The organism is Robiginitalea sp., assembly GCF_982776155.1.
The window spans coordinates 292,162-318,487 of the sequence record NZ_CEXZKX010000003.1 but is presented as its reverse complement, the minus strand read 5'-3'; the positions used below and the strand labels follow the sequence as shown (position 1 = coordinate 318,487).

Genomic DNA, 26,326 nt, shown 5'->3' with positions numbered 1-26,326 from the left:
GGTTTGCGGAATTTGGACAGGCCATCGCCCGGGACATACTTTCAATGTAAATTTAACGTTATTAATTTGTAAATTAATGTTTAACAAACGTACTTTTACACTATGAAGTCCCAGATGCACATCCCTGAGAAAGAGGCAATAGCCAAAACGTGGGCCGAAAAGGTATTTGAGCGGATGCGTCATTACGCCAGGTGCTGCCGGCACACTTACCGCACGATCCTGAATACCTGAAACCCCCGGGAACCGGGCTTACCGGCACGCTGTTTCCGGCAGGTACACCACTTGCTTTGTTTCGAAAAACGGGTCCTGAAAATAATCGGACAATGGATAGGTACGGGCCTGCGGGTACGGAGCCAGCTCCTCGGACAGGTCCCCGCCTTTCAGGTACAGGATGCCGTTGGCCAGCCCGCCGGGTTTCCCGCCCGGGCGCAGGCGGTCCCGGGTCCAGAGCACAAAGGTGGGCATGGCGGCTACCGCCCGGCTCACCACAAAATCGAACGAACCCTTCATCGCCTCCGCCCGGACCTGCCGGGCCGAAGCATTTTCCAGCCCGAGCCCCTCGATTACATCGTTGACAACCCGGATTTTCTTCCCGATGGCGTCTACCAGGGTAAACTGAACCTGCGGAAAAAGAATGGCCAGGGGGATTCCCGGGAACCCGCCGCCGGTACCCACGTCGAGCACCTCCGTCCCGGGCAGGAAGGAATGCACCCGGGCAATGCCCAGGGAATGCAGTACGTGGCGCAGGTAGAGCTCGTCGATATCCTTGCGGGAAACCACATTGATTTTCCGGTTCCAATCGGCGTATAAATCGCCGATCCGGAGGAACTGGTCTTTCTGGGTATCGGATAAATTGGGAAAATTTTGGAAGACCGTTTCGGCTGTCATTGGTATCTTTGTACTTCGAATACAAATTTACGATATTCACGGGCAGACCAAAACATGCGGTTTACCGTTATAATATCAATAGAAATCAAGGAGCCTCTACTCATGTCTGAAAACGCCATTCGATTCTCCCGCACTGAATCCCCCCAATTTTTCCGAACGCTGAACAAGCGCGTAAACGCCTATTTTAAAGAAAACGGTTTGAAAAAAACCGGCAACTGGCAACTCTACCTGAAAACGGCCGTGATGTTTTCCCTCCTCCTGGCCCCGTATTTCCTGATCCTGACCCTCGGGCTGCCCACCTGGGCCAACCTGTTGCTCACCATGCTGATGGGCGTGGGGATGGCCGGCGTGGGGATGAACGTCATGCACGACGGCAACCACGGCACCTATTCCTCCCGTAAATGGATCAACAAGCTCATGGGCGGCAGTATTTACCTGCTGGCCGGGAACGTATACAACTGGCAGGTACAGCACAACGTCCTGCACCATACCTATACGAATATTCACGAGCACGACGAAGACCTGGAAGCCGGACGGATTCTGCGCTTTTCAAAACACGCCAAATGGCATCGGTTCCACCGGTTCCAGCACTATTATTCGGTCTTCCTCTACGGCCTGCTCACTTTTAACTGGGCCATCACCACGGATTTTCAACAGATGTACCGCTACACCAAGCGCAAGCTCGCCTACGGCAAGTTTCCCAACCCGGTTCTGAACTGGAGCGTGCTGGTCATCACCAAGCTCATCTACCTGTTTATATGGATCGCCCTGCCGATCATCATCATGGACATCGCCTGGTGGAAAGTGGTCCTCGGCTTCTTTATCATGCACTATGTGGCCGGTGTCATCCTCAGCGTGGTTTTCCAGCTGGCGCACGTGGTAGACCACGCGGACATGCCGCTGCCGGAAAAAGACGGCACCATGAAAAACAGCTGGGCCATCCACCAGTTGCGCACCACCGTTAACTTTGGTACGCGCAACCGCATTGTCAACTGGTTTACGGGCGGGCTCAACCACCAGGTGGAGCACCACATCTTCCCGAATATTTCCCACGTCCACTACACAAAAATTTCCAAAATTGTGAAACAGACGGCACGGGAGTTCAATTTGCCCTACAACGAATATAAAACTACGCGAAAAGCTATAATTTCGCACTTCAGACACCTGCGGGAACTGGGGAAAAAACCCTCCCTGCAACTACAGTAAATACGCAGCAGACTTATGAAGCAATTTCTCTCCGACCGGATCAACAACATGGCCACGTCGGCCACCCTGGCTATGGCCGCAAAGGCCCGGGAACTGAGACAGGAAGGAAAAGACATCATCGGCCTGAGCCTTGGGGAACCCGATTTCAACATTCCGGAATTCATCCGGGAGGCGGCCAAAGAGGCCATCGACCAGAACTACAGCAGCTATTCTCCTGTAGACGGCTATGGCGATTTAAAACAGGCCATTTCCAGGAAATTTGCCCGGGACAACGGCCTCCAGTACGGCATCGACCAGATCGTAGTCTCCACGGGCGCCAAGCAGTCGCTTGCCAACGTGGCCATGGTAATGCTCAACGAGGGGGATGAAGTGATCCTCCCCGCCCCCTACTGGGTGAGTTATTCAGACATTGTAAAACTCGCAGGCGGCGTGCCGGTGGAAGTCCCCACCAGTATCGACACGGATTTCAAGATGACCCCGGACCAACTGCGGGAGGCGATTACGCCCCGGACCAAAATGATCTGGTACAGCTCGCCCTGCAACCCGAGCGGCTCCGTATACAGCAAACCCGAACTGGAAGGCCTCGCTGCCGTATTGCGGGAACACCCCGGGATCTTTGTGGTGTCCGACGAGATTTACGAACACATCAATTTCCGGGAAGGCCATGTGAGCATGGCCGGCCTGGAGGGTATGTACGACCGCACGATTACCGTAAACGGGGTTTCCAAAGCCTACGCGATGACCGGTTGGCGGATTGGCTTTATCGGGGCGCCGGCATGGGTGGCCAAGGCCTGTACGAAATTCCAGGGGCAGATCACCAGCGGGGCAAACGCCATCGCCCAGCGGGCAACCATTGCCGCCCTGGATGCCCCCATTGAGAAGATCCGGTACATGATCGATAAATTCCACGAGCGGCGGGACCTGATCCTGGAATTGCTCGGGGAAATCCCCGGGTTCAACCTGAACGTGCCGGAAGGGGCCTTCTACGTATTCCCGGACATATCATCGTATTTCGGGAAAACCCTGGGCGGGAAAACAATTGCCAACGCCTCGGATTTTGCCCTCTACCTGCTCGAAGCAGCCGGGGTGGCAACCGTAACCGGCGAGGCCTTCGGCAACCCGAACTGCATCCGCATTTCCTATGCGGCTTCCGAGGAGGAGATCCGGGAAGCGGTGCGCAGGATGCAGGAAGCCCTGGCTTAGGGAATCTTCTGCTCAGGCATCCCTCCGGGCGTCTTTGGTAAAACACAGCAGCGCTACGTTCAGGAAAGACATCCATAAGAGCGGAGAAATGGGCCAAAAAATGCAACTTCCAGCTTCAGCAAAACGCGTAAGCCCCGGGAGCGAGCTGGCCAAACCCCGTTGACACGGAAAGAAACTCCGGATAGATCGGCTCCCGGCCGAACGGACCGGGACGACCAGACCCCGCACCTACATCAGGTTCGCTTCCAGAAGTAAGGTGTCAGCAGGATCAGGACGGTAAACAACTCGAGCCTCCCTGCCAACATCAGAAAGCCGCACCACCATTTCCCGAGCGCCGGCAAACCGTTGAAGTTGCTCAGGGGGTGCAGCGAGCCAAAGGCCGGGCCCACATTCCCCAGGGAAGAAGCCGCCCCCCCGATGGCGGATACAAAATCCAGGCCGAGCAGGCTTAAAACAAGCGCGCCGATGATAAACAGGAGCATATAGAGGACAAAGAAGGCGATGATGTTGTAGACAATGTGTTCGGTCACCGTCTTGTCGTTGTACCGCACGGGGATGATGGCGCTCGGGTGGAGCGTCCGCTTGAACTCGAGCAAGCCGTTTTTGATGATCAGGATATGCCGCATGATCTTGATGCCCCCGGCCGTGGAGCCTGCGGATCCCCCGGCAAACATCAACCCGAAAAAGAACACCGTCAGGAAGGGCGTCCAGTTGGTAAAATCGGCGGTGACAAACCCCGTGGTGGTCACTACGGCCACTACCTGGAAAAGCCCATGGCGGAAGGCGCTTTCCCCGGCACCCCAGACCATCGGGTGGTACTCCGACTCGGGCACGTCGGCCCGGAAATAAATCACCAGGGCCGCCATGATGGCAAACACCACAACCATCAGGCCGAATACCTTGAATTCCTCGTCCCGCAAAACCTTCTGCACCCTGCCCTTGAAGGCAAAATAACTCAACACGAAATTGGACCCTGCCAAAAACATGAAGACAATGATGATATACTGGATGAGCGGCTGGCTGTTCCAATAGGCGATACTGGCATTTTTGGTGGAAAACCCGCCGGTTGAAAGCGTGGCCAGGGCGTGGTTGATGGCGTCGAAAAAGGACATCCCGGCCAGGCGGAGCAACAGCGTTTCCGCCAGGGTATACCCCACATAGATCAGCCAGAGCCGTTTGGCGGTATCCGTAATCCGCGGGTGGAGCTTATCTCCCGTGGGCCCGGGCGCCTCGGCGGCAAAGAGCTGCATCCCCCCGATACCCAGCAGCGGCAGGATCGCAATGGCCAGGACGATGATCCCCATGCCCCCGATCCAATGCGTCAGGCTTCGCCAGAAGAGGATGCCCTCGGGCAGGCGTTCAATGTCGTCCAGGATGGAGGCCCCGGTAGTTGTATAGCCCGAAATCGTTTCGAAAAACGCATTGGTGACATCCGGGATCGCCCCCGAAAAGAGGTACGGCAACACGCCGGAGACGGACATCACGATCCACCCGAAGGTCACGATGATATACCCCTCCTTCCGTTTAACTTCCTTTTTATGGCCGCGCGTAAAGTACATGGCCACCGTGCCCGCAAAGAGCGTGGTGATGGCAGCCAGGGAAATCTGGTAGGTGACCCCGTCCTGGTAAATCCCGCTCACCAGGGCCGCCAGCAGCATGAACCCGCCGTTGAAAAGCAGGAGCAACCCCATCAGGTGCAGAATAATCCGCGTGTTCAGGGACATATCACAGGAATAGTTTTTCTACTTTGGGGATGGCACTCGGCAGGCAGCAAACCACAACCCGGTCGCCCTGCCGGATCCGGAAATCCCCCAGGGCGATAATCCCCTCCCCGGAGCGGATCACCCCACCGATGATGGCCTCCCGCGGAAAATCGAGTTCCTTGATCAGTTCGCCGTTGACCTCCGAGGTCTCGTTCACCACGAATTCCAGGATTTCCGCATTCAGGTTGTTCAGCCGGGTAAGGGCCACCACCTCCCCCTTCCGGATGTGGCGGAAAATATTGTTGGCCGCCAGCAGTTTCTTGTTGATTAGCGTATCCACGCCGATGGAATGGGATAGCTGGAAGTAATCCATATTCTCCACCAGCGCGATGGTCTTTTTGATGTTCTTGGACTTGGCCACCAGGCAGCTCATGATATTGGTCTCCGAATTCCCGGTGACCGCGATAAACGCATCCATGGATTCGAGCGACTCCTCCTCGAGCAGCTCCACATTCCGGCAATCCCCGTTGATGACCAGGGCGTTTGGCAGCAAATCCGCAATATCGAAAGCCTTGGTTTTGTCCTGCTCTATGAGCTTTACGTTGAATCGTTTCTCGCAGAGGTCGCGCGCCGCTTTGACCCCCACCTTGCTCCCGCCCAAAACCATGACGTTGCGGATCTCCTCCTTCTTTTTCCCGGTGAGCTTGTAGAGTTCGTCCACCCCTTTGCGGTCCGTGATAAAGTACACCTGGTCCTCTTCCCGGAACTCGGTGTCCCCCCGGGGGATCAGCGTATACTGGGTCCCGCGCCGCTGCAGGGCGATGGGCATAAAATGCAGTTCGGGAAAGACCCGGGCAGCCTCCTTCACCATTTTTCCGATAAAAGGCGCCCCCCTGGGCAGGGATACCCCCACCATGATCAGCAGGCCCTCCTCAAACTCGTACGTGTCGTTAAAGGCGGACTGGTTCAGGAGTAGCTGAATCTCCGCAGCCGCCAGCTCTTCGGGCGATATCAGCTCGTCTATCCCCAGTTCCGTGAAGGCGATCTCGTCCCGGTACTCGACGAATTCCGTATTGGAGATCCGCGCAATGGTTCGCTTGGAACCGAGTTGCTTGGCCAGCATGCAGAGGGTAATATTCGTGGTTTCCGATGCGGTGACGCCGATCACCAGGTCCGAATGGTCCACATGGGCCTCCTTCAGGACGCTGATACTGGTCGCATCCCCTTTGAGGACACGGATATCCAGGTGGCCTTCCGCATAGGAAAGGCTTTCCTTGTTCGTATCGATCAGCGTGATGTCCTGGGATTCGTAAGAAAGTAATTTCGCGAGATGGAAGCCTACCTCTCCTGCTCCTGCAATAATGATCTTCATTCAGTATAAATTGATACGGGTAGCTGGCTGTCCGCCGGTCCGCGGCATGCGGAAGTCCGCCCGGCAAAAGTACGCAATTTTATCATTCTCACCGATACAGGCGGGAATCGTTCCCCGGTTTTCGGAGGCCTTTCCAGCCTGCTGCCAAGCCGGCGCATTGTCGTATCTTTGCGCGCAAAAGAGCACCCGAATGGCAAAGGAAATCCTCCCGTACGACGATTCCGGGGAGAGTAAAAAGCAGCAGGTCCGAAACATGTTCGATACGATTTCGGACAAATACGACGGGCTGAACCGCGTGATCAGCCTGGGTATCGACCGGCGCTGGCGCAAACGTCTGGTGGGGCTGGTGGTCGATAAAAACCCCGGATCCGTCCTGGACATTGCCACGGGTACCGGCGACCTGGCCCTGTCCCTGGCCCAAGCGGGGGTCAAAGCGGTAGTTGGCCTGGACCTGGCGCCCGGCATGCTCGAAGTAGGACGCAGGAAGGTCCGGGATTCCGGACTGGACGACCAAATCGAGATGGTGCTAGGCGACAGCGAAGCCCTGGAGTTTCCGGACAACCGGTTCGATGCGGTGACAGTGGCCTTCGGGGTGCGCAATTTCGAGGACCTGGAAAAAGGCCTGACGGAGATTTACCGGGTGCTGCGGCCCGGGGGTACCCTGGCCGTTCTGGAAACCTCCGTCCCGGAGAAGCAGCCGTTCCGCTGGGGCTATAATATCTACTGCCGGCACTTCCTGCCGCGGGTGGGCCGATGGTTCTCCAAAGACCCGTCGGCGTACAGCTACCTGTCCCGGTCGGCGGCCGCATTCCCCCACGGGGAACGGTTCAACAATATTTTGGGGAAAATCGGGTTTATAGCTATGGAACACCGGCCCCAGACGTTCGGGGCAGCCGCCATTTATACGGCAACAAAATAAATGTATGAGGAACCTCCTGCCGCTCTGTTTCCTGATAATCCTGTGCCAGTCCGGCCAGGCCCAATTCCGGGAAAACCCCATCCTGAACTTGCAGAACGAAGACAAGGCGCTCCTGAACTGGGGGTATTACCTGGGTTTCAACCAGTACGATTTCAAATTTGAATACAAAAACGACCTCCCGGATATCGTCGTGGACAAATCCTTCGGGTTCAATGTCGGGCTGATCGGGGAACTCCGCCTGAATGAATTCCTGGACCTGCGTTTTGAGCCCGGGCTGTTCTATTCCCGGAGGCTGCTGGGCTTCCCGGGGTTCGCTTCGGACAACGACGCCCTGAGGGAGGTGAAATCCACCTACATCAGTTTCCCCCTGCTCCTCAAGGCAGGTACCCGCCGTTTCGGCAACATCAAACCCTTTATCATCGGCGGGGCCGGCGTGGCGCTCAACCTGGGCTCAAACCAGGATTCCATGGAGGACAACAGCAGCGGAACCTTCCGGATGAAAAAGACGGTGGTGAACTACGAATTGGGGTTCGGCATTGACTTTTACCTGGAATACTTCAAGTTTTCGCCTTCCATTCGCGGGGTTTTTGCCCTGACGGACGAACTGGTGCCCGACGACGACCCGCAGAGCCCCTGGACCGGGAATATCGAGGCGCTGAAAACCCGGGGCATCTTTATCAACTTTACTTTCGAGTAGCCCGTCGTATTTCGTAGAGCAGGATGGCAGCCGCGGTTGCCACGTTCAGGCTTTCGGCCCGGCCGAAAGACGGGATGGCCCAGGTTTGCGACAACCGGTCCCGGACCGGCCCGGAGAGTCCGTGCGATTCACTCCCCATCACCAGGATACCCGGCAAAAGCCGTTGCTCCCCCCCGATGGCCTCGCCTTCCATACTGGCTCCGTAGACCGGCAAGCCGCTTGCGTCCAGGGTCTCCGCCAGGTCTTTGTACACCACCCGTACCCGGGCAATGGACCCCATGGTAGCCTGCAGTACTTTCGGGTTGTAGCAGTCCACGGTGTCCGGGGAACAGAGCAATTCGCCAATACCGAACCAATCGCACAGGCGGATCAGTGTCCCGAGGTTCCCCGGGTCCCGGACCCCGTCCAGGGCGAGTGTCCAACCCTCAAATGTCAGCGGTTCCGGGTCGGGTATCGGGAAGACCCCGAGCACACCGCTGGGGCGGACCAGGGCGCTCGCCTTCCGGAGCTCCCCCTCGGTGATCGGCTGCGACCCGGGAAGCTCCTCCGGGGCCGTGCTGTACAGCCCAACCGGCTCCAATCCCGAATCGAGCAGCTCGCCAACCAGTTTCATCCCTTCGGCCAGAAATTGCCCTTCCCGTATCCGGTACTTTTTTTGATGCAGACTCCTTATTCGTTTTAATTCGCTTTTTGCAACCATACAAATAGCTTAATTTTGGGGGTTATGAAGGTTTATCCTCCCTTTGTGAACCTCCCGGCTAAAATAGGATTAATCTTGCTGTGCCTGGTTATCTGTTCCTGCAACGCGCTGAAAAGGGTCGAAGAGGATGAACAACTCCTGACCGAGTACAGCATCCACGCGGACGGGGAAAAAATCACCGATCCGCTGGTGAACAGCCTCGTGCTCCAGAAACCCAACAGCCGGTTGCTCGGGATCCCGCTCCGGCTGCACCTCTACAACCTCGCCAAAAAAGATGCCGACTCCTCCTACCAGGCCTGGCTCAATCGCAAGGATGGCCGCCGGGAACGGCTCGAATCACTGCTTTCCAAAAAACAGGTAAAACGCCTGGGGGAATCTTTTTTTGTCAGCGGGTACAGCGATTGGCTCAAGCGGGTTGGGGAAGCCCCTGCTGTTATCGACACGGCGCGGATCAACCGGTCTGTCCAGCGCCTGAGTTCCTATTATACGAACCGCGGGTATTTCAACAACTCGGGAAGTTACCAGCTGGACAGCACGGGAAGGCAACGGGCTGCGGTCCGGTACCAGCTGGACCTCGGGGAGCCCTACCTTGTGGATTCCCTGAGCCGGCGGATCGCCTCCCCGGCCATCGACTCCATCTACGCCCTCAACCGGGACGCTTCCCTGGTGCGCGAAGGAGATGTATTTGACCTGGGCAATTTTACCCAGGAGCGGGAACGCCTCACCACGCTGTTCCGGAATTCCGGGGTCTGGAATTTCCAGGAGAGTTCCATTACCTACGACATCCTCCGCGACACCCTCAGCCGGGATGACCAGCAGATGCATGTGGAGCTCAACATCGACAACCTGCGCCGACGGGGCGACAGTGCTGTGACGGACGAAGCCTACCGGGTCCGCCGCATGGGAAATATCCACATTTACCCGGACCACCGGTTCCAGGACGGCACACAGAAAGCGGATACCGTCCGGTACGACAACTACATCATCCATTTTGACGGCCGGCTGCGCTACAAACCCAAAGTCCTGGCCGATGCGATCTTCCTGGATCAGGACAGCGTCTACCGGGACATCGACCGGCTCAGGACCTACCGGCAAATCAGCAACCTGAACACCTTCCGGTACCCGAATATCGAACTGATCGAAGCCCCGGGGGACCGACTGGATGCAAACGTCTACCTGAGTGCGCGTCCCCGGAATTCCCTGGCGGTGGATTTTGACGTGACCCATTCCAACATCCAGCGCCTGGGCTTTGGCCTGGGAGCCTCCCTGATTACCCGGAATGTTTTCGGGGGGGCCGAAACCCTGAGCCTGTCTGCAAGGGGCACGTTCGGGCTGCTGAGCGACGATACCCAGGGGGAGGATTTCTTTTCGGAAATCGGCGGGGACATCAACCTGATTTTTCCGCGAATCTGGTTCCCGCTGGTAGACGGGGGCAATATCATCCCGTACTACATGCTGCCCAAAACCCGGATGACCGTAGGTACCAGCTTCCAGAAGAATATCGGCCTGGACAAGCAGACCCTCAATGCCGTATTGGGTTACAGCTGGTCCTCTACCGACTTCAAAAAACACCTGATTGAATTGCTGAACATCCAGTTTGTCCGCAACGTCAACCCGGACCGTTTTTTCAATGTCTACCAGAGCTCCTACGGCCGCCTGAACGATGTGGCGAGCGACCCGGAGTATTTGAACAACCCGGACCTGGCCGGGTTCTACGAACCCGGGGACACCCCCGAGGACCCGCCGAATCTGACCATCCCGGAAGGGACTACCGGGTTTACGGACGCCATCATCAACCAGGGGCTGGCGCCCACGGATTCACAGGACTACGCAGATGTCTTCCGGGTAGAGGAACGCCGGCAGCGCCTTACGGAAAACAACCTGATTTTCACCTCCAACTACACCTACACGAAAAACTCCAAGACCGGGATCAACGACAATAGCTTTTACCAGATCCGCTGGAAATTGGAAGGGGCCGGCAACCTGCTGGCGGTCTTTACCAATATCGTACCCTTTAACGAAAACGACTCGGGCAAAAAGCTCGTATTCGGCGTGCCTTTTTCCCAGTACCTGAAAGGGGAGTTCGATTTTATCCGGCACTGGGAACTCAATGCCACCGACGTTCTCGCCTTCCGCACCTTCATTGGCCTGGCGGTCCCATACGGGAATTCGGACGACATCCCGTTTGTCCGATCGTACTTCGGCGGGGGGTCCAACGACAACCGGGCCTGGTTCCCGTATTCCCTCGGACCGGGGAGTACCAGCAACCTGAACGACTTCAACGATGCGAATTTTAAACTGGCGATGAACCTGGAATACCGTTTCCCCCTGGTCGGCGACCTGAAAGCGGCCCTGTTCAGCGATGTGGGGAACATCTGGAATGTCTGGGACAGCGAAGACGACCCAGCCGCCACCTTCAACGGGTTCTCCTCCCTGGAGGAACTCGCCCTCGGGACGGGCTTTGGCCTCCGGTACGACTTTACCTATTTCGTCTTCCGGGCAGACCTGGGCTTCAAGACCTACAACCCGGCCGAACCCGTTGGAAAAAGATGGTTCCGGGACTACAATTTTGCCAACTCCGTACTGCAGATCGGAATAAATTATCCGTTTTAACGGGTATTATTATTACTTTTGTCGCAGCGAACTACCAACCCAAAAAACGCAAAACATGCCGCATTCCATCAAGCCGGGCGTTGCCACTGGTGAAGAAGTACAGGAAATATTCAGCTATGCAAAGTCCAAAGGCTTTGCCCTGCCAGCCGTAAACGTCATCGGCTCGGATACCATCAATGCAGTCCTGGAAACAGCTGCTGAACTCAAGGCACCGGTTATCCTGCAGTTTTCAAACGGGGGTGCCCAGTTCAACGCGGGGAAAGGCCTGTCCAACGAAGGGCAGCGCGCCGCCATCAAGGGGGCCATTGCCGGAGCCCGGCACGTGCACGAACTGGCCGAAGCCTACGGGGCAACGGTAATCCTCCACACAGACCACTGTGCCAAGAAACTCCTGCCGTGGATCGACGGCCTGCTCGACGCGAGCGAGGCGCATTTCAACGCCACGGGCAAATCCCTGTTCAGCTCGCACATGATCGACCTGTCGGAGGAACCCATCGAAGAAAACATCGCCCTTTGCAAGGACTACCTGGCCCGCATGAGCAAGATGAACATGACCCTGGAAATCGAACTCGGCATCACCGGAGGGGAGGAAGACGGCGTCGACAATACGGACGTGGACGACTCCAAGCTCTACACCCAGCCCGAGGAAGTGGCCTACGCCTATGAAGAGCTCTCCAAGGTAAGCCATCGCTTTACAGTAGCTGCCGCTTTCGGAAATGTACACGGGGTTTACAAGCCGGGGAATGTGAAACTGACCCCGAAAATCCTCAAGAATTCCCAGGAATTCATCAGCGAAAAATACAAGGTGGGCCATAACCACATCGATTTTGTCTTTCACGGCGGCTCGGGTTCCACCCTGGAGGAAATCCGCGAGGCCATCGGGTACGGGGTGATCAAAATGAACATCGACACGGACTTGCAGTACGCCTTCATGACCGGCGTACGCGATTATATGAAAGAAAAGGAGGGCTACCTCCAGGCGCAGATCGGCAACCCGGAAGGCGCCGATTCGCCCAACAAAAAATACTACGATCCCCGGGTCTGGCTGCGGGAAGGGGAAAAAACCTTTGTCGCCCGGCTCAAGAAGGCCTTCGAGGACCTGAACAACGTGGGCACGCTCTAGGCAGGCCTGCATCGGAATTGCGCGGGCATCCTTCGGGCATGCCCCGATACGTGGAATTGAAATAGCACATTATGTCATCCTGGTTCAAGAGAAAAGAAAAAGGAATACAAACCGCCACTGAGGAAAAGAAGGACACCCCCAGGGGCCTTTGGTACAAATCGCCCACAGGGAAAATTGTCGAATCCGAGGAACTGGCCAAGAACCACTACGTCAGCCCGGAGGACGACTACCATGTGCGCATCGGCAGCAAGGAGTATTTCCAGATACTTTTTGACGACAACAAATTCACCGAAATGGATGCCGGGCTTTCCTCCAAGGACCCGTTGAAATTCGAGGATACCAAGAAATACAAGGACCGGCTCAAGGAGGCCGAAAAGAAAACCGGGCTCAAGGATGCCGTCCGCACGGCCTACGGCAAGTCCATGGGCCGGGACCTGGTAATCGCCTGTATGGATTTCAGCTTTATTGGCGGATCCATGGGGAGCGTGGTCGGCGAAAAAATTGCCCGGGCTATCGATAAGGCTATCGAGAAAAAAGTGCCCTTTGTAATGATCTCAAAATCCGGCGGGGCCCGGATGATGGAAGCGGCCCTGTCCCTGATGCAACTGGCCAAGACAAGTGCCAAACTGGCTCAGCTGGCCGAAGCCGGATTGCCGTATATCTCACTATGCACGGACCCCACCACTGGCGGGACAACCGCATCCTATGCGATGCTTGGGGATATCAATATTGCCGAACCCGGGGCGCTGATCGGATTTGCAGGTCCGCGGGTGGTCAAGGAGGCCACCGGCAAGGAACTGCCCGAAGGTTTTCAGACCGCAGAATTCGTATTGGAACACGGCTTTTTGGATTTTATCGTCCATCGCCGGGAACTGAAAAAGAAAATCAACCTCTACCTGGACCTGGTACTCAACCAGCCGGTACGCGTGGAAGAAGTGCCGGAAGAATAAGCGGGAAGCCATTGGAACATAAAATTTCCCGGGACCGCCCGGATAGAAATCCTGAAATTATTCCTATCTTTGCGGCCTGATTGAAAATCAATCGGATACATAAAAATCATTTACAACAATATTGGCATGTATTTAACCAAAGAGAAAAAAGCCGAAATCTTTAAGAAATTCGGCGGATCGGACAGCAACACCGGCTCCACCGAGGGCCAGATTGCGCTGTTCACGGAACGGATCAACCACCTGACCGGGCACCTGAAGAAGAACCAGAAAGACTACAACACCGAGCGTTCCCTGGTTCGCCTGGTGGGTAAACGCCGCAGCCTGCTGGACTATCTGAAGAAAAAGGATATTGAGAAATATCGGAGCCTGATCAAGGATCTGAATATTCGTAAATAACTTATTGCAGGGGAGCCCGTCGGGCTCCCCTGTTTGTTTACCGGCGGTTTGCCCGCCACCCCGAAGTCCCTGCCTTTGCAGGGCAACATAAAAAGCTCACTTCCGGTTTTTCATTGGTCGACCTGCACAACACAACACCGCAGACCATTGTTTAACATTCTCCCGGTAGCTCGGGAGGCTAATTCCATTTTATGATTCCAGAAGCTTTTCAGGAGGTCATCGACCTCGGAGACGGTAGGGAGATCTCTATCGAAACCGGAAAACTTGCCAAGCAGGCCCACGGGTCGGTTGTGGTACGGTCCGGGAACTGTATGCTGCTTTGTACGGTTGTATCCAACTACAAGGCCAGCGATTTGGATTTTCTGCCCCTGACGGTAGATTACCGCGAAAAATTTCACGCGTCCGGGCGGTACCCGGGCGGATTCTTCAAGCGCGAAGCGCGTCCCAGTACCGGGGAAATCCTGGTCATGCGGCTGGTAGACCGCGTACTGCGCCCGCTCTTTCCTAAAAATTATCACTGCGAAACCCAGGTGATGATCCAGCTGATGTCCCACGACGACGACGTCATGCCGGATGCCATGGCCGGCCTGGCCGCCTCGGCTGCTATCCAGCTTTCGGACTTTCCGTTTGAATGCCCCATCTCCGAAGTACGGGTGGGCCGCGTGGATGGCGAATTCATCATCAACCCCACCCGGACCCAACTCGAGTCCTCGGATATCGACATGATTGTCGGGGCTTCCGAAGATTCCGTTATGATGGTAGAGGGGGAAATGGACGAAATCTCGGAGGAGGACATGACCGAGGCGATCAAGTTTGCCCACGAAGCCGTAAAAGTTCAGATCGCTGCGCAAAACCGGCTGGCCGACAAGGCAGGCCGCAAGGAAGTGCGCGAATACGAAATCGAGGAGGAGAACGAAGCAGTTGAGAAGAAAATCCGCGATATCGCTTACGACAAGGCCTACGCCATTGCCAAGGCCGGTTCGGCCAAGCAGGAACGCAGCGCCGCGTTCAGCGAACTCAAGGAAGAGGTCCTGGCTGCCTTCAGCGAGGAGGAGCAGGAAGAATTGGGCGACCTGATCAAGAAATACTACTACAAGGTAGAGAAGGAGGCCGTCCGCAACCTGACCCTGGACGAGCAGATCCGGCTCGACGGCCGCAAGACCGACGAGATCCGGCCCATCTGGTGCGAGGTGGACTACCTGCCTTCTACCCACGGCTCCGCGATCTTCACCCGGGGGGAAACCCAGGCCCTGGCCACGGTAACCCTGGGGACTTCCCGCGAGGCAAACATTATCGACATGCCTTCCTTTGAAGGGGAAGAACGGTTCTACCTGCACTACAACTTCCCGCCGTTCTCCACAGGGGAAGCCCGCCCGATCCGCGGGACGTCCCGTCGTGAGATCGGCCACGGAAACCTGGCACAACGGGCCCTGTCCCGCCAGGTACCGGAAGATTGCCCCTATACCGTACGGGTGGTATCGGAAGTGCTGGAAAGCAACGGATCCTCATCCATGGCAACGGTTTGCGCCGGAACCATGGCCCTGATGGATGCCGGGGTAAAACTCCGCAAACCGGTATCCGGGATCGCCATGGGGCTGATTTCCGATCCGGAGTCCGGTAAATATGCCGTATTGTCCGACATCCTCGGGGACGAAGACCACCTGGGCGACATGGATTTTAAAGTGACCGGGACGGCCGACGGCATCACCGCCTGCCAGATGGACATCAAAATCAAGGGGCTTTCCTATGAAATCCTGATCAAGGCGCTGAAACAGGCCCGGGACGGACGGCTGCATATCCTGTCCAAGCTGACAGATACCATTGCTGCCCCTGCCGAAGACGTGAAGCCGCATGCGCCGAAAATGGTGACCCGCATCATCCCGAACGAGTATATCGGGGCGGTCATTGGCAAAGGTGGCGAAGTGATCCAGGAATTGCAGAAAGAAACCGGCACTACCATCGTGATCAACGAAGATCCGGCAACCGGCGAAGGGATTGTTGAAATCCTCGGGACCGACCAGGGGGGTATCGACAAGGTTTTGGCAAAGATCGATTCCATCATGTTTACGCCCGAAGAAGGCAGCGTGTATGAGGTAAAAGTGATTAAAATGCTCGATTTTGGGGCCGTGGTGGAATACCTCGACGCCCCGGGCAACGAAATCCTGCTGCACGTTTCCGAACTCGCGTGGGAACGCACGGAAAATGTAGAGGATGTGTTGAGCATGGGCGACGTCTTTGACGTCAAATACATGGGCATCGACCCGCGTACCCGTAAGGAACGCGTTTCACGCCGGGCGCTCCTGCCCAAGCCGGAAGGCTGGGAGGAACGTCCCTCGCGTCGGGATGGCGGCCGTGGCGGAGATCGCCGTGGTGGCGGAGATCGCCGCGGCGGTGGAGACCGACGGGGCGGAGATCGCCGGGGCGGAAATCGGCGCCGCGATTGATCCCCAAACGTCTATTTAAACGTAAAACCCCTGGCAACAGGGGTTTTTTTATGCGTTTTAACCAAAAAATCAACTTTTTGTAACCCCTGTGTAACATTTGCACAATTTATACGTATAACTAATGCAGTAGGCACTATTTATATAGGATAAGGATCGATACATGAGACAACTAAAGATTACCAAGCAGGTTACCAATCGCGAAACCGCTTCCCTGGACAAATACCTCCAGGAGATCGGAAAAGTAGACCTGATTACCGCCGATGAGGAAGTGGAACTGGCCCAGCGCATTAAAGCGGGCGACCAGGCAGCTTTGGAAAAACTCACCAAGGCGAACCTCCGTTTTGTCGTTTCGGTAGCCAAACAGTACCAGAACCAGGGCCTGACCCTCCCCGACCTGATCAACGAGGGCAACCTGGGGCTGATCAAGGCAGCCCAGCGCTTTGACGAAACCCGGGGGTTTAAATTTATATCATATGCCGTTTGGTGGATCCGGCAATCCATCCTGCAGGCACTGGCGGAGCAGTCTCGGATTGTTCGCCTCCCCCTGAACAAAATTGGGTCGATCAACAAGATCAACAAGACGTTTGCATTTTTGGAGCAGGCCCACGAACGGGTACCCTCGGCCGAGGAGATTGCCAAGGAACTCGACATGACCGTGGAAGACGTAAAACAGTCCCTGAAAAACTCCGGGCGCCACGTATCCATGGATGCGCCCCTGATCGACGGGGAGGATTCCAACCTCTACGACGTACTCAGGAGTGGCGAATCCCCGAACCCGGATAAGGAATTGCTTCACGAATCCCTGCGCACGGAAATCGAACGTGCCCTGGAAACCCTGACCCCCCGGGAAGCGGATGTGATCCGCCTGTATTTCGGGCTGGCCGGGCAACATTCTATGACCCTGGAAGAAATCGGCGAAACCTTCGACCTGACCCGCGAACGCGTCCGTCAGATCAAGGAAAAGGCCATCCGCCGACTCAAGCATACCTCTCGTTCCAAGATACTTAAAACGTATCTCGGATAAGGGAGGAATACAAATTACATGTTAAATAAACGATAAATTGGAAATCTGGTATAAAGTTTGTAATTTGTAACCCATAACAGCAGTTATCATGACTGTTCGTTTTTTGATTGATGAATAAACTCCGGCTGATTACCGGAGTTTTTCATTTTAGGGCCCTTGAACAGGGCTTTTTCCCGTTTATGGGGCTGCACTGGTCGATTCCAGGGTTATTCGCTTACCGGGGTCGCCGGGAAAAATGTATTTTTGAGAAACCGCATCTCCTATCCCATGAAACATCCGATAATTGCCCCTTCCCTGCTGGCCGCGGATTTCGGCAACCTGCAGCAGGCTGTGGAAATGGTGGAACAAAGCCAGGCGGGCTGGCACCATATCGACGTGATGGACGGCCTGTTCGTCCCCAACATCTCCTATGGCATGCCCGTGATCCAGGCCATCGGGAAGCATGCCTCCAAGCCCCTGGACGTCCACCTGATGATCGTCGACCCGGACCGCTATATCGACACCTTTGCCGATTTAGGCGCTGCCACGCTAACAGTCCACCTGGAGGCCTGTACGCACCTGCACAGGAGCCTGCAGCGGATCCGGGACGCCGGGATGAAGGCCGGCGTGGCCCTGAACCCCCATTCGCCCGTAAGCCTGCTTTCCGAAGTAGCCGAAATGGCAGATCTGGTGCTGGTTATGAGTGTAAATCCCGGGTTCGGCGGGCAATCTTTCATTGAAAATACCTACCGGAAGATCGAAGAATTGCGGAAGCTGCTGAGCGAACGCAACAGCCAGGCGCTCATCGAGGTAGACGGCGGGGTGACCCTGGAAAATGCCAGCGCCCTGGTTGCAGCCGGCGCAGATGTCCTGGTGGCGGGGAGTACGGTGTTCCGTTCCGACGATCCGGCCGGCACCATTGCCAGACTTGCGGCGGCCGGCCAAAAGTAGGCCGGGATCCGCCCGGCCGGCAAGTCTTGTTTGCGGTGAATTCAAACTTCCCCGGGAAAAAAGCAGCTGTAGCGAATCTTTCGGATTCAGAAGGCATCAATACGGAATGAAGCGGTATTAATACTGATCCAAAAGGTATTTAATCACGTCCGTAGTGGTTACAATGCCTATGAGTTCCCCGTCACGACAAACCGGCAACGCGTGGAATTCCTCTTTGCTGAATATTTCCGCCACCTCCTTGATGGTTGCATCCGGACCGACCGACCGCAAATTCTTCACCATGACCTGCGGGACGGTAAACATGTCGTAGACGATGGATTCAATAGCTTCCTCATCCTCGTAGGACCCGTCTACAAAACTGATGCGCAACAGGTCCGTCAGGCTGAGCATGCCCACGATCTTTTTACTGCTGACCACCGGGATATGGCGGATGCGGTGTTTCTTGAATAATTTTTCAGCTTTTTCCAGACTGTCGGTGGTATTGAGCACCACCAGTTGGGTGCTCATGATACTGGATACCGGGATACGTTCTTTTACGCTCATGGCTGCATGGTTTATGATGTATTAAAGATCCCATTTAACAGGCTTCCAAAGAATGATAATTGTCATACGGGCCCGCAGCGGTTCCTGATTGGGGCCATCCGGCCCAAAATGGTTAATTTTGCAACTCCCAGCGGGCCGGTTGCCTGGGGGAGGACCAAATCAGCGAGCTATGGATTTAATTATCATCGGAGGGGGGCCCATTGGTATTGCCTGTGGGCTGGAAGCGAAGAAAAAGGGGGTTTCCTACACCATCATCGAAAAGGGGCCCATCGTGAATTCGCTGTTCAACTACCCGGTGAATATGCAGTTCTTCTCCTCCTCGGAGCGCCTGGAAATCGACGAAATACCCTTTATCAGCAAAGAAGCCAAACCCAAGCGCAACGAGGCGCTGGAATACTACCGGCGGATTGTGACGTCCAACCAGCTGAACATCCGTCTCTTTGAAAAAGTCGGTGGGATACACCGGGGGGATGACGGTTTTACCGTGCAGACCAGCCGGGGGGAATACGCCGCCCGAAACGTCATTATCGCCACGGGGTTTTACGATTTGCCCAACCTGCTGGGTGTTCCCGGGGAAGACCTGCCCAAGGTGTCGCACTACTATAAGGATCCCCACTTTTACGCCAGTCAGAAACTCGCCGTGATCGGCGCCAGCAATTCCGCGGTGGATGCCGCCCTGGAATGCTGGAGGAAGGGGGCGGATGTCACCATGATCGTCCGGGGGCCGGAAATCGGGCAACGGGTTAAATACTGGGTCCGGCCGGATATCCTCAACCGGATCGAAGAGGGCAGTATCCGGGCGTATTACAACAGCGAGGTAACCCGCATTGACGAAGAATCCATTGAGATCCGCACGCCGGATGGAATCCGGAGCCTACCCAATGACTTCGTCCTGGCCCTTACCGGCTACCAACCCAATTTTGAGTTTCTGGAACAGGCGGGAATCCGCTTGTCCGAAGATGCCAAACGACTGCCGGAATACAACCCGGAGACCATGGAAACCAATGTGCCCGGACTCTATTTGGCAGGGGTGATATGCGGGGGTATGGAAACCCACAAATGGTTTATCGAAAATTCACGAGACCACGCCCGCCTGATCCTGGACCATATTGCGGGGAACATGGAGGCCGCCGCCCTCCCGGGGAAACTGTAGCCCAGGCTACTGCCAGCCGGGGCCCGGATTGAGCCCCTGTTTTCTTCATTACAACCCAAATGCCTCCAGGATAGCCTTTTACGGCATTATTTTGGGTGAAAAAACAAACCGGTCTCCTCCTATCGGCATACATTTACCTCAAGGAAATCCGAGTTGGCCTACCCAATCGGGGATTACCGCGTTTTGTACTCAGGCCAACCCGCAGGAATCAACCCATAAACACACCCATTAATTAAAATAGAATAGTATGTCGCTCCTCACCATAATATTGAACCTTTTGTTACCCCCTGTAGCGGTCTTTATGCAGCACGGGGTCGGCACCACCCTGTTGATAAGCATTTTACTCACGCTCCTGGGTTGGTTGCCCGGTGTCATCCACGCATTTTTGGTCAATAGTTGATTGCAACCTGCCCCCGGGAAAGCAACCCCCCTGTGCGGATATGCGCACAGGGGGGTTGCATTTTTGAAGCCCTGTTAAAAAAAGTATTTATCTTAGGGCTTCCCAGCCCGCATATCAACCCACCGACAGATGTCCCATCCCTTTCGACGAATTATCATCCCGATACTTGTTATTTCTACCCTGGCCGTTTTATCCGGCTGTTCCCGCTGGGATCAGGATCCCGTGGTTCCCGTGCGACAAGGCCAGTCTATCGTCTTCCTGGGCAATAACCTGCCTTCCCGAATGATGCATTACGGGTATTTTGAAGCGACCCTGCAAGCCGCTTACCCGGACAGCCTGCTGCAGATCCGCAATATGGGGGACGGGGGGAATACCCCGGGGTTCCGGCCCCACTCCGGAAGGATGCACCCCTGGGCATTTCCGGAAGCGGAAGCACTTCTCGGGGAACTCTACCCCCCTTCCGGGAGTGAGGGCCACCTGGAAAGTCCCGACGAGTGGCTCGCCCGGCTTCGGGCAGATGTCATCCTCGCGTTTTTCGGCTTTAACGAGGTTTTTCGCCCGGATAGTTACCGGGAAATTACCCGGGACGAACTCCGCGCATTTATATCCCACACGCGCTCCCAGCTGTACAACGGGGCTTCTCCGCCCCGGCTGGTGCTCCTTTCCCCCACCGCAATGGAAGCGGTTGCCGGCGGTCCGGACCTCCCGGATTTTCGGGAAACCAACAAAAAGCTGGAGGCCTACACCGCCATGATGGAAACTGTGGCCGTCGAGGCCGGGGTGCCCTTCCTGGATCTGTTCCACCCCTCAAAAGAGTGGTTCGAAGGGGAAGAGAACCTGACCATCGACGGACTGCAACTCAACGATGCCGGCTACCGCCAACTGTCCGCTTACCTGGCCGGGCAACTTTTTGGCGTCGACGCAGGTGTCCCCGAAGATGAGGCCCTCCTCGCAGCGGTCCGGGAAAAAAACTGGTTCTGGCACAACGATTTCAAAATCCCCAACGGCGTCCACGTTTTCGGGAGGCGGTACGACCCCTTTGGGCCGGACAATTACCCTTACGAGCTCGAAAAGATCCGCCAGATGACCGCCGTCCGCGATACGGCTATCTGGAAGACCGCGGCAGGAGGGTCCTACGACGTGGCTGCTGCCGACTCGCTCACCCGTCCCCTGCCTCCGGTTCAGTCCAATTACAAGCCCGACCAGTACGGGCACGGAGGAGGTGAATACCTCTACGGGGAGGAAGCCCTGGCCACGTTTACGCTGCCACCGGGATATGAAATTTCACTCTTTGCCTCAGAATCGGATTTTCCAGAGCTCGCCAACCCGGTGCAGCTTTCCTTTGACGATGCCGGCCGCCTCTGGGTGGCCACCATGCCCTCCTACCCCCATTACCGGCCGGGCGATTCCAAACCGGATGACAAGCTGTTGATCCTGGAGGACCTCGACGGGGACGGCCGGGCCGATACGGCAAAAACCTGGGTGGACGGACTCCACCTGCCGGTGGGATTCGAATTGAGCCCGGAGGGCGTCTACATCTCCCAGGGCACCCACCTGAAGCGCTACCGGGATACGGACGGGGACGACCGGGCCGATACCGAAGAGATCGTCTTCAGCGGGTTTGACGACCACGATACGCACCACGCCATCAGCGCATTCACTTCGGATCCGAGCGGTGCGATCTATATGGGGGAAGGCACCTTCCTCCATACAAACGTCGAAACCCCGTACGGCCCGGTCCGGGGTACAAATGGCGGTTTTTACCGTTACAACCCGACCCGCCGGCACCTGGAACGGACCGCCCAGTTACCGATCCCAAACCCCTGGGGGATCGCCTTCGACCGGTGGGGCCAGCCCTTCTTCCTGGATACCTCCGGTCCGGCCCTGCGCTGGATGTTACCGGGAACCCTGCAACCTGAATACGGCATTTCCCACCCGCTACCGGCAGACATGGTCCCCGATGCACACAAGGTCCGCCCCACCTCAGGGCTCGAATTTGTCTCGAGCCGCCATTTCCCGGATTCGGTCCAGGGAGATATCCTCCTGTGCAACGACATCGGATTCCTCGGGATCAAACAACACGCCCTGCGGGAAACCGGAACCGGCTTCTCCCTGGAATTCCGGCAGGACCTGCTTCGGAGCAGCGACCCGAATTTCCGCCCGGTGGACCTGGAATTCGCCCCCGACGGCAGCCTGTACGTGGTGGACTGGCACAATATCCTCATTGGCCATATGCAGCACAACGCCCGGGACCCCTATCGCGACCACAGCCACGGCCGTATCTACCGCATCACCCATACGGAGCGGCCACTGCTGTCCGCCCCGGACCTGCAGGCGGCCCCGGTTGAAGAACTGGTCAGGGCCCTCGGAGCCCCGGAATACCGGACGCGTTACCGGGCCCGTCGGGTGCTCAGGGGGCGCGACCCGGACGCGGTTTCCGAGGCATTGAGGAACTGGACCGCCCGGCTCAACCCGGCCCACCCGGAAGCGGAACACCAGCTTCTGGAGGCCCTCTGGACCAGCTGGGGGATCGGCAGGCTCGATACGGCTTTACTGCGGGAACTCCTGGACTCAGGCGACCCCCGGGTACGCGCTGCCGGGGTTCGGGCCGTCCGTTACAATACGCATTTGCTCCCGGACCATGTGAAAATACTGGAAAGGACGGCCGGTGATCCCCATGGTCGTGTTCGGATGGAGACCCTGGCGGCAGCATCCTGGCTACCGGATTCGACGGCCCGGAACATCCTGCAAATCCTCGGCGAGTCCGGACTGGACAGCTGGAACCGCGAAGCCTTCCTTGCAGTAAGCAACCGGCTTTACGGCGAGAGGCAAAGCGATGTGGAGGACAAGGGCCCGCCGGTACCGGACGGATTCAGCGAACGGGACAGTACGTTATTTGTCAGCGGTCGGGAAATCTATCTGCGGGAAGGGTATTGCGCCACCTGCCACCAGGAAGACGGGCAGGGCCTGCCCGCTTCCGGTTTTCCGCCCCTGGCCAACAGTTCCTGGGCCACCGGTTCGCAAGAGCGCCTGATAAAACTAACGCTTAAAGGCCTGCAGGGCCCGCTGATGGTCAATGCCGTTCAGTACGACGGCAAGGTGCCGATGACGGCTTTTGAGGGTCTCCTCTCCGACGAGGAGATTGCCGCGGTGCTCACTTATGTGCGCAACGCCTTCGGGAACCGGGCCAAACCGGTGTATCCGGAATCCGTGGGGCGTATCCGGGAAGCGGTCCGGGAGAAAAAAGGATTTTATCACACAGAAGAACTGCAATAGTCCTTTGAAAAACGTCACGCCCATGAAGTACGCCACACCCATAAAAAACGCCATCCTCGCGTCCGTTTGCCTGGTGGCATGCCTCCCCGGGATGGGTTGCAGGCAAGCGGCTGAACCGACAGGGCAGGCAGCAGAAACGGAAAAAAAACCCCATGTGGTATTTGTCATCGGGGACGAGGAATATCGCTCCGAGGAATCCATGCCGATGTTGGCCGGGATTCTCAAGAGGGAGCTGGACGCGGAGGTAACGCTCTGTTTCTCGGTAGATTCCAGCGGGGTGATCGACCCAAACCGCCTGGATCATATCCAGGGGCTCGCTGCCCTGGACAGCGCGGACCTGATGGTGTTGTTTACCCGATTCCGCGCGCTGCCTGAGGCCGAACTGGCCCACATTACCCGGTTTGCCGAATCCGGTAAACCGATGGTGGGGTTCCGGACGGCCACACATGCTTTTCTCTATCCGGATTCCACGGAAAACGCCCGGATGAACAACGCCTGGCCGGCCCGGGTCTTTGGGCAGCAATGGATTACCCACCACGGACACTTCGAGGACGGGAATGACCCGTTGACAGCTGTAACCCTTGCGGAAGGCGTGGAGCATCCGATACTGACAGACGTGAATGCCTTCCAGGCGTATTCCTGGCTTTACCATGTGGACGGAGGCGATTGGGAGTTACAGGGAGATGCCGCGCCTCTCCTCATTGGGAGGTCCCTGCGCTCCAAGCACGAGATGGACGGCCGCCTGGACGAATTCCCGCTGGTCAATCCGGTTGCCTGGACCAAATCCTATACAGGGGAATCGGGGAAAACGTCCCGGGTGTTCTTTACCACCCTCGGGCATCCTTATGATTTTCGAAACCCGAATATGCGCCGACTCGCCCTGAATGGCATCTACTGGGCGCTGGGACTCGAGGTACCGGAAGACATGGACGTGTCCTATACACAGCCCTACCAACCCAATAATTCCGGGTTCGGGGAGGTCTACAAAAAAGGCCTTTTGCCGGAAGGGCAGCTCCCCTAAACCCTGTGACGGTCAGGCTACAGGACGGCTCCTGAGACTCCCATGGATGACTCCGGCACGGCTGGTAACTCGGAGGATGGCTGAAAATCCCCGCAATACGGCACGAATTTCCATGATTTCTATAATTTTGTTTATTGTTTAACATTAATTGTTAAACATTATGGGTACATTTTACCCCATAAACCGATATGATATGTTTGGATTCCTAAAATCCCGTACTCCCCGTGAGAAACTTGAGGTGCGGTACAAAAAACTCCTGGGGGAAGCCCACAAACTCTCCCAGACCAACCGCTCGCAGGGCGATGCAAAATACGCGGAGGCCGAGGCCGTCCTTAAAGAAATAGAAATGCTGGATTCGGGTGCCTGACCCGATTCCTCACAATAATCGATTCATGCAAAAACTACCCACTACCCCACCCGTGCAGGTTAACGGGACACCCAGAGAAGGCACCGGGACTGCATCGCTCCCCGAGCACCTGCAAACCCCGCTCTGCGAGGATGCCTTTGATCTGAGCGACGCCGAGAAAAAAGTCCGGATTGCATTCTATTTTCAGCGGATTATGGAAACCCTCGGTTTGGACCTCAACGACGATTCCCTCAGGGATACCCCTGCCCGGGTAGCCCGGATGTATGTGGAAGAGTCCTTTTCCGGCCTGGACCCAAAGAACAAACCCCAGGTATCCCTGTTCGAAAACACTTATCGCTACGGGCAAATGCTGGTAGAAAAGAACATTTTGTTCTATTCAAATTGCGAGCACCATTTTGTGCCCATTTTCGGAAAAGCCCATGTAGCCTATTTCTCCTGCGGCAAGGTCATCGGCCTGTCCAAACTCAACCGGATAGTGCGCTACTATGCCCAACGGCCGCAGGTGCAGGAGAGGATGACCTGCCAGATCGGGGCCGAATTGCAAAACGTGTTGGGCACCCGGGACGTCGCGGTGATCCTCGATGCGAAACACCTCTGTGTGGCGTCCCGGGGCGTACAGGACGATTGTTCGGAAACCCTCACCTCATTTTATGGAGGTTGCTTTGAAAGCCCCGAAAAAATGGCGGAATTGCAATTCTACCTCCGGGGTTGCTGAGCAGTCCTTACAACCGCAATTGCACTTTTCACAACAAAAAGGAGCCCCATGGGGCATAAATCGGTCGCCCGCCCGTTATGGTAAGCAAAATTCCGATTATGCGAAGCTTATTTTTTTCGATACTCTTTCTGGGGATTGTCGCTACGGCCACCTCCCAGCAGGGATTTAAAATCGGGGCACACGGATCGTTGCCCGTCACCTCGGAGGTCAATGACGTGGTGAGCCTGGCCGTGGGGGTGGATGCCGGTTACCTGGCAGCCCTTGGGGAAGTGGTAGACCTTGGCGCCATGGTGGGGTTTATCAACGGGTTTCCCGAAAAATTTGACAGCGGGGGCGCGGACCTGCCCAGCGTTCAGTTCCTGCCCCTTGCCGGCAGCCTGCGCATCTGGCTGTCGAACTCCTTTTCTTTTGGGGGCGATGCCGGATATGCCCTGGGCCTGAATGACGGAAATGACGGCGGGTTGTACTACAAACCCGTTATCGGATTCCTGATGGGGGCCCAGACAGAAGTAAACCTGTCCTACACAGGCATCGAAACCGACGGGAGCCCCTGGGCAACTGTCAATCTCGGGTTTCTCTACACCTTTCCGGAAGCGAACCGGTTCCGCTAAATTTCCCGGGGGCACGCGCAATCACCTGGCGTACTTTCCGGAAATCGCTATCTTAGGCGCAGACCAAACTCC

At 56.4% G+C, this 26,326-nt stretch carries 23 protein-coding genes; 18 read left to right on the top strand and 5 right to left on the bottom strand.

All coding sequences use genetic code 11. From position 1 onward, the window contains the following. Positions 1 to 249: 249 nt before the first annotated feature. Positions 250 to 888, bottom strand: a complete 639-nt coding sequence (gene rsmG / locus AC3DKS_RS07175; RefSeq protein ID WP_015755727.1) for a 16S rRNA (guanine(527)-N(7))-methyltransferase RsmG — start codon at positions 886 to 888, stop codon at positions 250 to 252. A 102-nt stretch (positions 889 to 990) separates the two neighbouring features. Between rsmG and AC3DKS_RS07170 the strand changes: the two genes are divergently transcribed. Together AC3DKS_RS07170 and AC3DKS_RS07165 are read left to right on the top strand one after the other, a co-directional pair. Beyond that, entirely contained in the window at positions 991 to 2,094 is a 1,104-nt protein-coding gene (locus AC3DKS_RS07170) for a fatty acid desaturase family protein (protein WP_015755728.1), read from the top strand. Positions 2,095 to 2,109: 15 nt separating this feature from the next. Then, positions 2,110 to 3,297 (top strand): pyridoxal phosphate-dependent aminotransferase, encoded by a 1,188-nt coding sequence (locus AC3DKS_RS07165; RefSeq protein ID WP_015755729.1) that lies wholly within the window; start codon positions 2,110 to 2,112, stop codon positions 3,295 to 3,297. A 233-nt stretch (positions 3,298 to 3,530) separates the two neighbouring features. Here AC3DKS_RS07165 and AC3DKS_RS07160 read toward each other — a convergent pair whose 3' ends face one another. Next, positions 3,531 to 5,021: a TrkH family potassium uptake protein gene (locus AC3DKS_RS07160; protein WP_015755730.1), complete on the bottom strand. Its 1,491-nt coding sequence runs from the start codon at positions 5,019 to 5,021 to the stop codon at positions 3,531 to 3,533. 1 nt (position 5,022) lies between these two features. Beyond that, on the bottom strand, positions 5,023 to 6,372 hold the full coding sequence (trkA, locus tag AC3DKS_RS07155) for a Trk system potassium transporter TrkA (protein WP_015755731.1): 1,350 nt from the start codon (positions 6,370 to 6,372) through the stop codon (positions 5,023 to 5,025). Between the two features lie 190 nt (positions 6,373 to 6,562). Here trkA and ubiE point away from each other — a divergent pair, with 190 nt between their 5' ends. Together ubiE and porT are read left to right on the top strand one after the other, a co-directional pair. After that, positions 6,563 to 7,291, top strand: coding sequence for a bifunctional demethylmenaquinone methyltransferase/2-methoxy-6-polyprenyl-1,4-benzoquinol methylase UbiE (gene ubiE, locus AC3DKS_RS07150; RefSeq protein WP_272607502.1), 729 nt, complete (start codon positions 6,563 to 6,565; stop codon positions 7,289 to 7,291). 4 nt (positions 7,292 to 7,295) lie between these two features. Then, positions 7,296 to 7,988: a type IX secretion/gliding motility protein PorT/SprT gene (porT, locus tag AC3DKS_RS07145; protein WP_015755733.1), complete on the top strand. Its 693-nt coding sequence runs from the start codon at positions 7,296 to 7,298 to the stop codon at positions 7,986 to 7,988. On the opposite strand, the gene AC3DKS_RS07140 is transcribed toward porT, so the two are convergent. After that, positions 7,975 to 8,688 carry a TrmH family RNA methyltransferase gene (locus AC3DKS_RS07140; RefSeq protein ID WP_272607503.1) on the bottom strand — a complete coding sequence of 238 codons (714 nt, stop codon included), beginning with the start codon at positions 8,686 to 8,688 and terminating at the stop codon, positions 7,975 to 7,977. The two genes, porT and AC3DKS_RS07140, sit on opposite strands and share 14 nt — an antisense overlap. A 24-nt stretch (positions 8,689 to 8,712) precedes the next feature. Between AC3DKS_RS07140 and tamL the strand changes: the two genes are divergently transcribed. The 7 genes from tamL (at position 8,713) to rpe (ending at position 18,168) form a co-directional block, all read left to right on the top strand. After that, entirely contained in the window at positions 8,713 to 11,301 is a 2,589-nt protein-coding gene (tamL, locus tag AC3DKS_RS07135) for a translocation and assembly module lipoprotein TamL (protein ID WP_272607504.1), read from the top strand. A 55-nt stretch (positions 11,302 to 11,356) separates the two neighbouring features. After that, positions 11,357 to 12,424 (top strand): class II fructose-bisphosphate aldolase, encoded by a 1,068-nt coding sequence (gene fbaA, locus AC3DKS_RS07130; RefSeq protein ID WP_015755736.1) that lies wholly within the window; start codon positions 11,357 to 11,359, stop codon positions 12,422 to 12,424. Between the two features lie 71 nt (positions 12,425 to 12,495). Beyond that, positions 12,496 to 13,374 carry an acetyl-CoA carboxylase, carboxyltransferase subunit beta gene (gene accD / locus AC3DKS_RS07125; RefSeq protein WP_015755737.1) on the top strand — a complete coding sequence of 293 codons (879 nt, stop codon included), beginning with the start codon at positions 12,496 to 12,498 and terminating at the stop codon, positions 13,372 to 13,374. 126 nt (positions 13,375 to 13,500) lie between these two features. After that, positions 13,501 to 13,770 carry a 30S ribosomal protein S15 gene (gene rpsO, locus AC3DKS_RS07120; protein ID WP_272607505.1) on the top strand — a complete coding sequence of 90 codons (270 nt, stop codon included), beginning with the start codon at positions 13,501 to 13,503 and terminating at the stop codon, positions 13,768 to 13,770. A 191-nt stretch (positions 13,771 to 13,961) separates the two neighbouring features. Beyond that, on the top strand, positions 13,962 to 16,214 hold the full coding sequence (locus tag AC3DKS_RS07115) for a polyribonucleotide nucleotidyltransferase (RefSeq protein ID WP_015755739.1): 2,253 nt from the start codon (positions 13,962 to 13,964) through the stop codon (positions 16,212 to 16,214). A 160-nt stretch (positions 16,215 to 16,374) separates the two neighbouring features. Continuing rightward, on the top strand, positions 16,375 to 17,238 hold the full coding sequence (locus tag AC3DKS_RS07110) for a sigma-70 family RNA polymerase sigma factor (protein ID WP_015755741.1): 864 nt from the start codon (positions 16,375 to 16,377) through the stop codon (positions 17,236 to 17,238). A gap of 267 nt (positions 17,239 to 17,505) precedes the next feature. Further along, entirely contained in the window at positions 17,506 to 18,168 is a 663-nt protein-coding gene (rpe, locus tag AC3DKS_RS07105; protein ID WP_272607506.1) for a ribulose-phosphate 3-epimerase, read from the top strand. Between the two features lie 117 nt (positions 18,169 to 18,285). Here rpe and AC3DKS_RS07100 read toward each other — a convergent pair whose 3' ends face one another. Next, the gene (locus tag AC3DKS_RS07100; protein WP_015755743.1) at positions 18,286 to 18,711 is read right to left on the bottom strand and encodes a CBS domain-containing protein; all 426 of its coding nucleotides are present in this window, start codon (positions 18,709 to 18,711) and stop codon (positions 18,286 to 18,288) included. Between the two features lie 169 nt (positions 18,712 to 18,880). On the opposite strand from AC3DKS_RS07100, the gene AC3DKS_RS07095 reads away from it, so the two are divergent. From AC3DKS_RS07095 to AC3DKS_RS07065, 7 genes are all read left to right on the top strand, one after another. Beyond that, positions 18,881 to 19,864, top strand: a complete 984-nt coding sequence (locus AC3DKS_RS07095; protein ID WP_272607507.1) for a YpdA family putative bacillithiol disulfide reductase — start codon at positions 18,881 to 18,883, stop codon at positions 19,862 to 19,864. 247 nt (positions 19,865 to 20,111) lie between these two features. After that, entirely contained in the window at positions 20,112 to 20,264 is a 153-nt protein-coding gene (locus tag AC3DKS_RS07090; protein WP_015755745.1) for a YqaE/Pmp3 family membrane protein, read from the top strand. A 129-nt stretch (positions 20,265 to 20,393) separates the two neighbouring features. Further along, on the top strand, positions 20,394 to 23,540 hold the full coding sequence (locus AC3DKS_RS07085) for a PVC-type heme-binding CxxCH protein (RefSeq protein WP_272607508.1): 3,147 nt from the start codon (positions 20,394 to 20,396) through the stop codon (positions 23,538 to 23,540). A gap of 22 nt (positions 23,541 to 23,562) precedes the next feature. Then, entirely contained in the window at positions 23,563 to 24,561 is a 999-nt protein-coding gene (locus AC3DKS_RS07080) for a ThuA domain-containing protein (RefSeq protein WP_272607509.1), read from the top strand. Positions 24,562 to 24,754: 193 nt separating this feature from the next. Further along, positions 24,755 to 24,928 carry a Lacal_2735 family protein gene (locus tag AC3DKS_RS07075; protein ID WP_041327931.1) on the top strand — a complete coding sequence of 58 codons (174 nt, stop codon included), beginning with the start codon at positions 24,755 to 24,757 and terminating at the stop codon, positions 24,926 to 24,928. 25 nt (positions 24,929 to 24,953) lie between these two features. After that, positions 24,954 to 25,643: a GTP cyclohydrolase I FolE gene (gene folE / locus AC3DKS_RS07070; RefSeq protein WP_272607510.1), complete on the top strand. Its 690-nt coding sequence runs from the start codon at positions 24,954 to 24,956 to the stop codon at positions 25,641 to 25,643. A gap of 98 nt (positions 25,644 to 25,741) precedes the next feature. Next, positions 25,742 to 26,254, top strand: a complete 513-nt coding sequence (locus tag AC3DKS_RS07065) for a hypothetical protein (RefSeq protein WP_041327324.1) — start codon at positions 25,742 to 25,744, stop codon at positions 26,252 to 26,254. Positions 26,255 to 26,326: the final 72 nt, after the last annotated feature.

What these genes read in the sequence shown, in the direction of transcription:
- AC3DKS_RS07140 (WP_272607503.1), bottom strand. Translation starts at nt 8,688, where the DNA reads ATGGTTGCAAAAAGCGAATTAAAACGAATAAGGAGTCTGCATCAAAAA.
- AC3DKS_RS07110 (WP_015755741.1), top strand. Translation starts at nt 16,375, where the DNA reads ATGAGACAACTAAAGATTACCAAGCAGGTTACCAATCGCGAAACCGCT.
- AC3DKS_RS07090 (WP_015755745.1), top strand. Translation starts at nt 20,112, where the DNA reads ATGTCGCTCCTCACCATAATATTGAACCTTTTGTTACCCCCTGTAGCG.
- AC3DKS_RS07160 (WP_015755730.1), bottom strand. Translation starts at nt 5,021, where the DNA reads ATGTCCCTGAACACGCGGATTATTCTGCACCTGATGGGGTTGCTCCTG.
- trkA (WP_015755731.1), bottom strand. Translation starts at nt 6,372, where the DNA reads ATGAAGATCATTATTGCAGGAGCAGGAGAGGTAGGCTTCCATCTCGCG.
- AC3DKS_RS07065 (WP_041327324.1), top strand. Translation starts at nt 25,742, where the DNA reads ATGCGAAGCTTATTTTTTTCGATACTCTTTCTGGGGATTGTCGCTACG.
- tamL (WP_272607504.1), top strand. Translation starts at nt 8,713, where the DNA reads ATGAAGGTTTATCCTCCCTTTGTGAACCTCCCGGCTAAAATAGGATTA.
- AC3DKS_RS07080 (WP_272607509.1), top strand. Translation starts at nt 23,563, where the DNA reads ATGAAGTACGCCACACCCATAAAAAACGCCATCCTCGCGTCCGTTTGC.
- AC3DKS_RS07085 (WP_272607508.1), top strand. Translation starts at nt 20,394, where the DNA reads ATGTCCCATCCCTTTCGACGAATTATCATCCCGATACTTGTTATTTCT.
- AC3DKS_RS07170 (WP_015755728.1), top strand. Translation starts at nt 991, where the DNA reads ATGTCTGAAAACGCCATTCGATTCTCCCGCACTGAATCCCCCCAATTT.
- AC3DKS_RS07115 (WP_015755739.1), top strand. Translation starts at nt 13,962, where the DNA reads ATGATTCCAGAAGCTTTTCAGGAGGTCATCGACCTCGGAGACGGTAGG.
- fbaA (WP_015755736.1), top strand. Translation starts at nt 11,357, where the DNA reads ATGCCGCATTCCATCAAGCCGGGCGTTGCCACTGGTGAAGAAGTACAG.
- accD (WP_015755737.1), top strand. Translation starts at nt 12,496, where the DNA reads ATGTCATCCTGGTTCAAGAGAAAAGAAAAAGGAATACAAACCGCCACT.
- ubiE (WP_272607502.1), top strand. Translation starts at nt 6,563, where the DNA reads ATGGCAAAGGAAATCCTCCCGTACGACGATTCCGGGGAGAGTAAAAAG.
- porT (WP_015755733.1), top strand. Translation starts at nt 7,296, where the DNA reads ATGAGGAACCTCCTGCCGCTCTGTTTCCTGATAATCCTGTGCCAGTCC.
- AC3DKS_RS07075 (WP_041327931.1), top strand. Translation starts at nt 24,755, where the DNA reads ATGTTTGGATTCCTAAAATCCCGTACTCCCCGTGAGAAACTTGAGGTG.
- AC3DKS_RS07100 (WP_015755743.1), bottom strand. Translation starts at nt 18,711, where the DNA reads ATGAGCGTAAAAGAACGTATCCCGGTATCCAGTATCATGAGCACCCAA.
- rsmG (WP_015755727.1), bottom strand. Translation starts at nt 888, where the DNA reads ATGACAGCCGAAACGGTCTTCCAAAATTTTCCCAATTTATCCGATACC.
- folE (WP_272607510.1), top strand. Translation starts at nt 24,954, where the DNA reads ATGCAAAAACTACCCACTACCCCACCCGTGCAGGTTAACGGGACACCC.
- AC3DKS_RS07165 (WP_015755729.1), top strand. Translation starts at nt 2,110, where the DNA reads ATGAAGCAATTTCTCTCCGACCGGATCAACAACATGGCCACGTCGGCC.
- rpsO (WP_272607505.1), top strand. Translation starts at nt 13,501, where the DNA reads ATGTATTTAACCAAAGAGAAAAAAGCCGAAATCTTTAAGAAATTCGGC.
- rpe (WP_272607506.1), top strand. Translation starts at nt 17,506, where the DNA reads ATGAAACATCCGATAATTGCCCCTTCCCTGCTGGCCGCGGATTTCGGC.
- AC3DKS_RS07095 (WP_272607507.1), top strand. Translation starts at nt 18,881, where the DNA reads ATGGATTTAATTATCATCGGAGGGGGGCCCATTGGTATTGCCTGTGGG.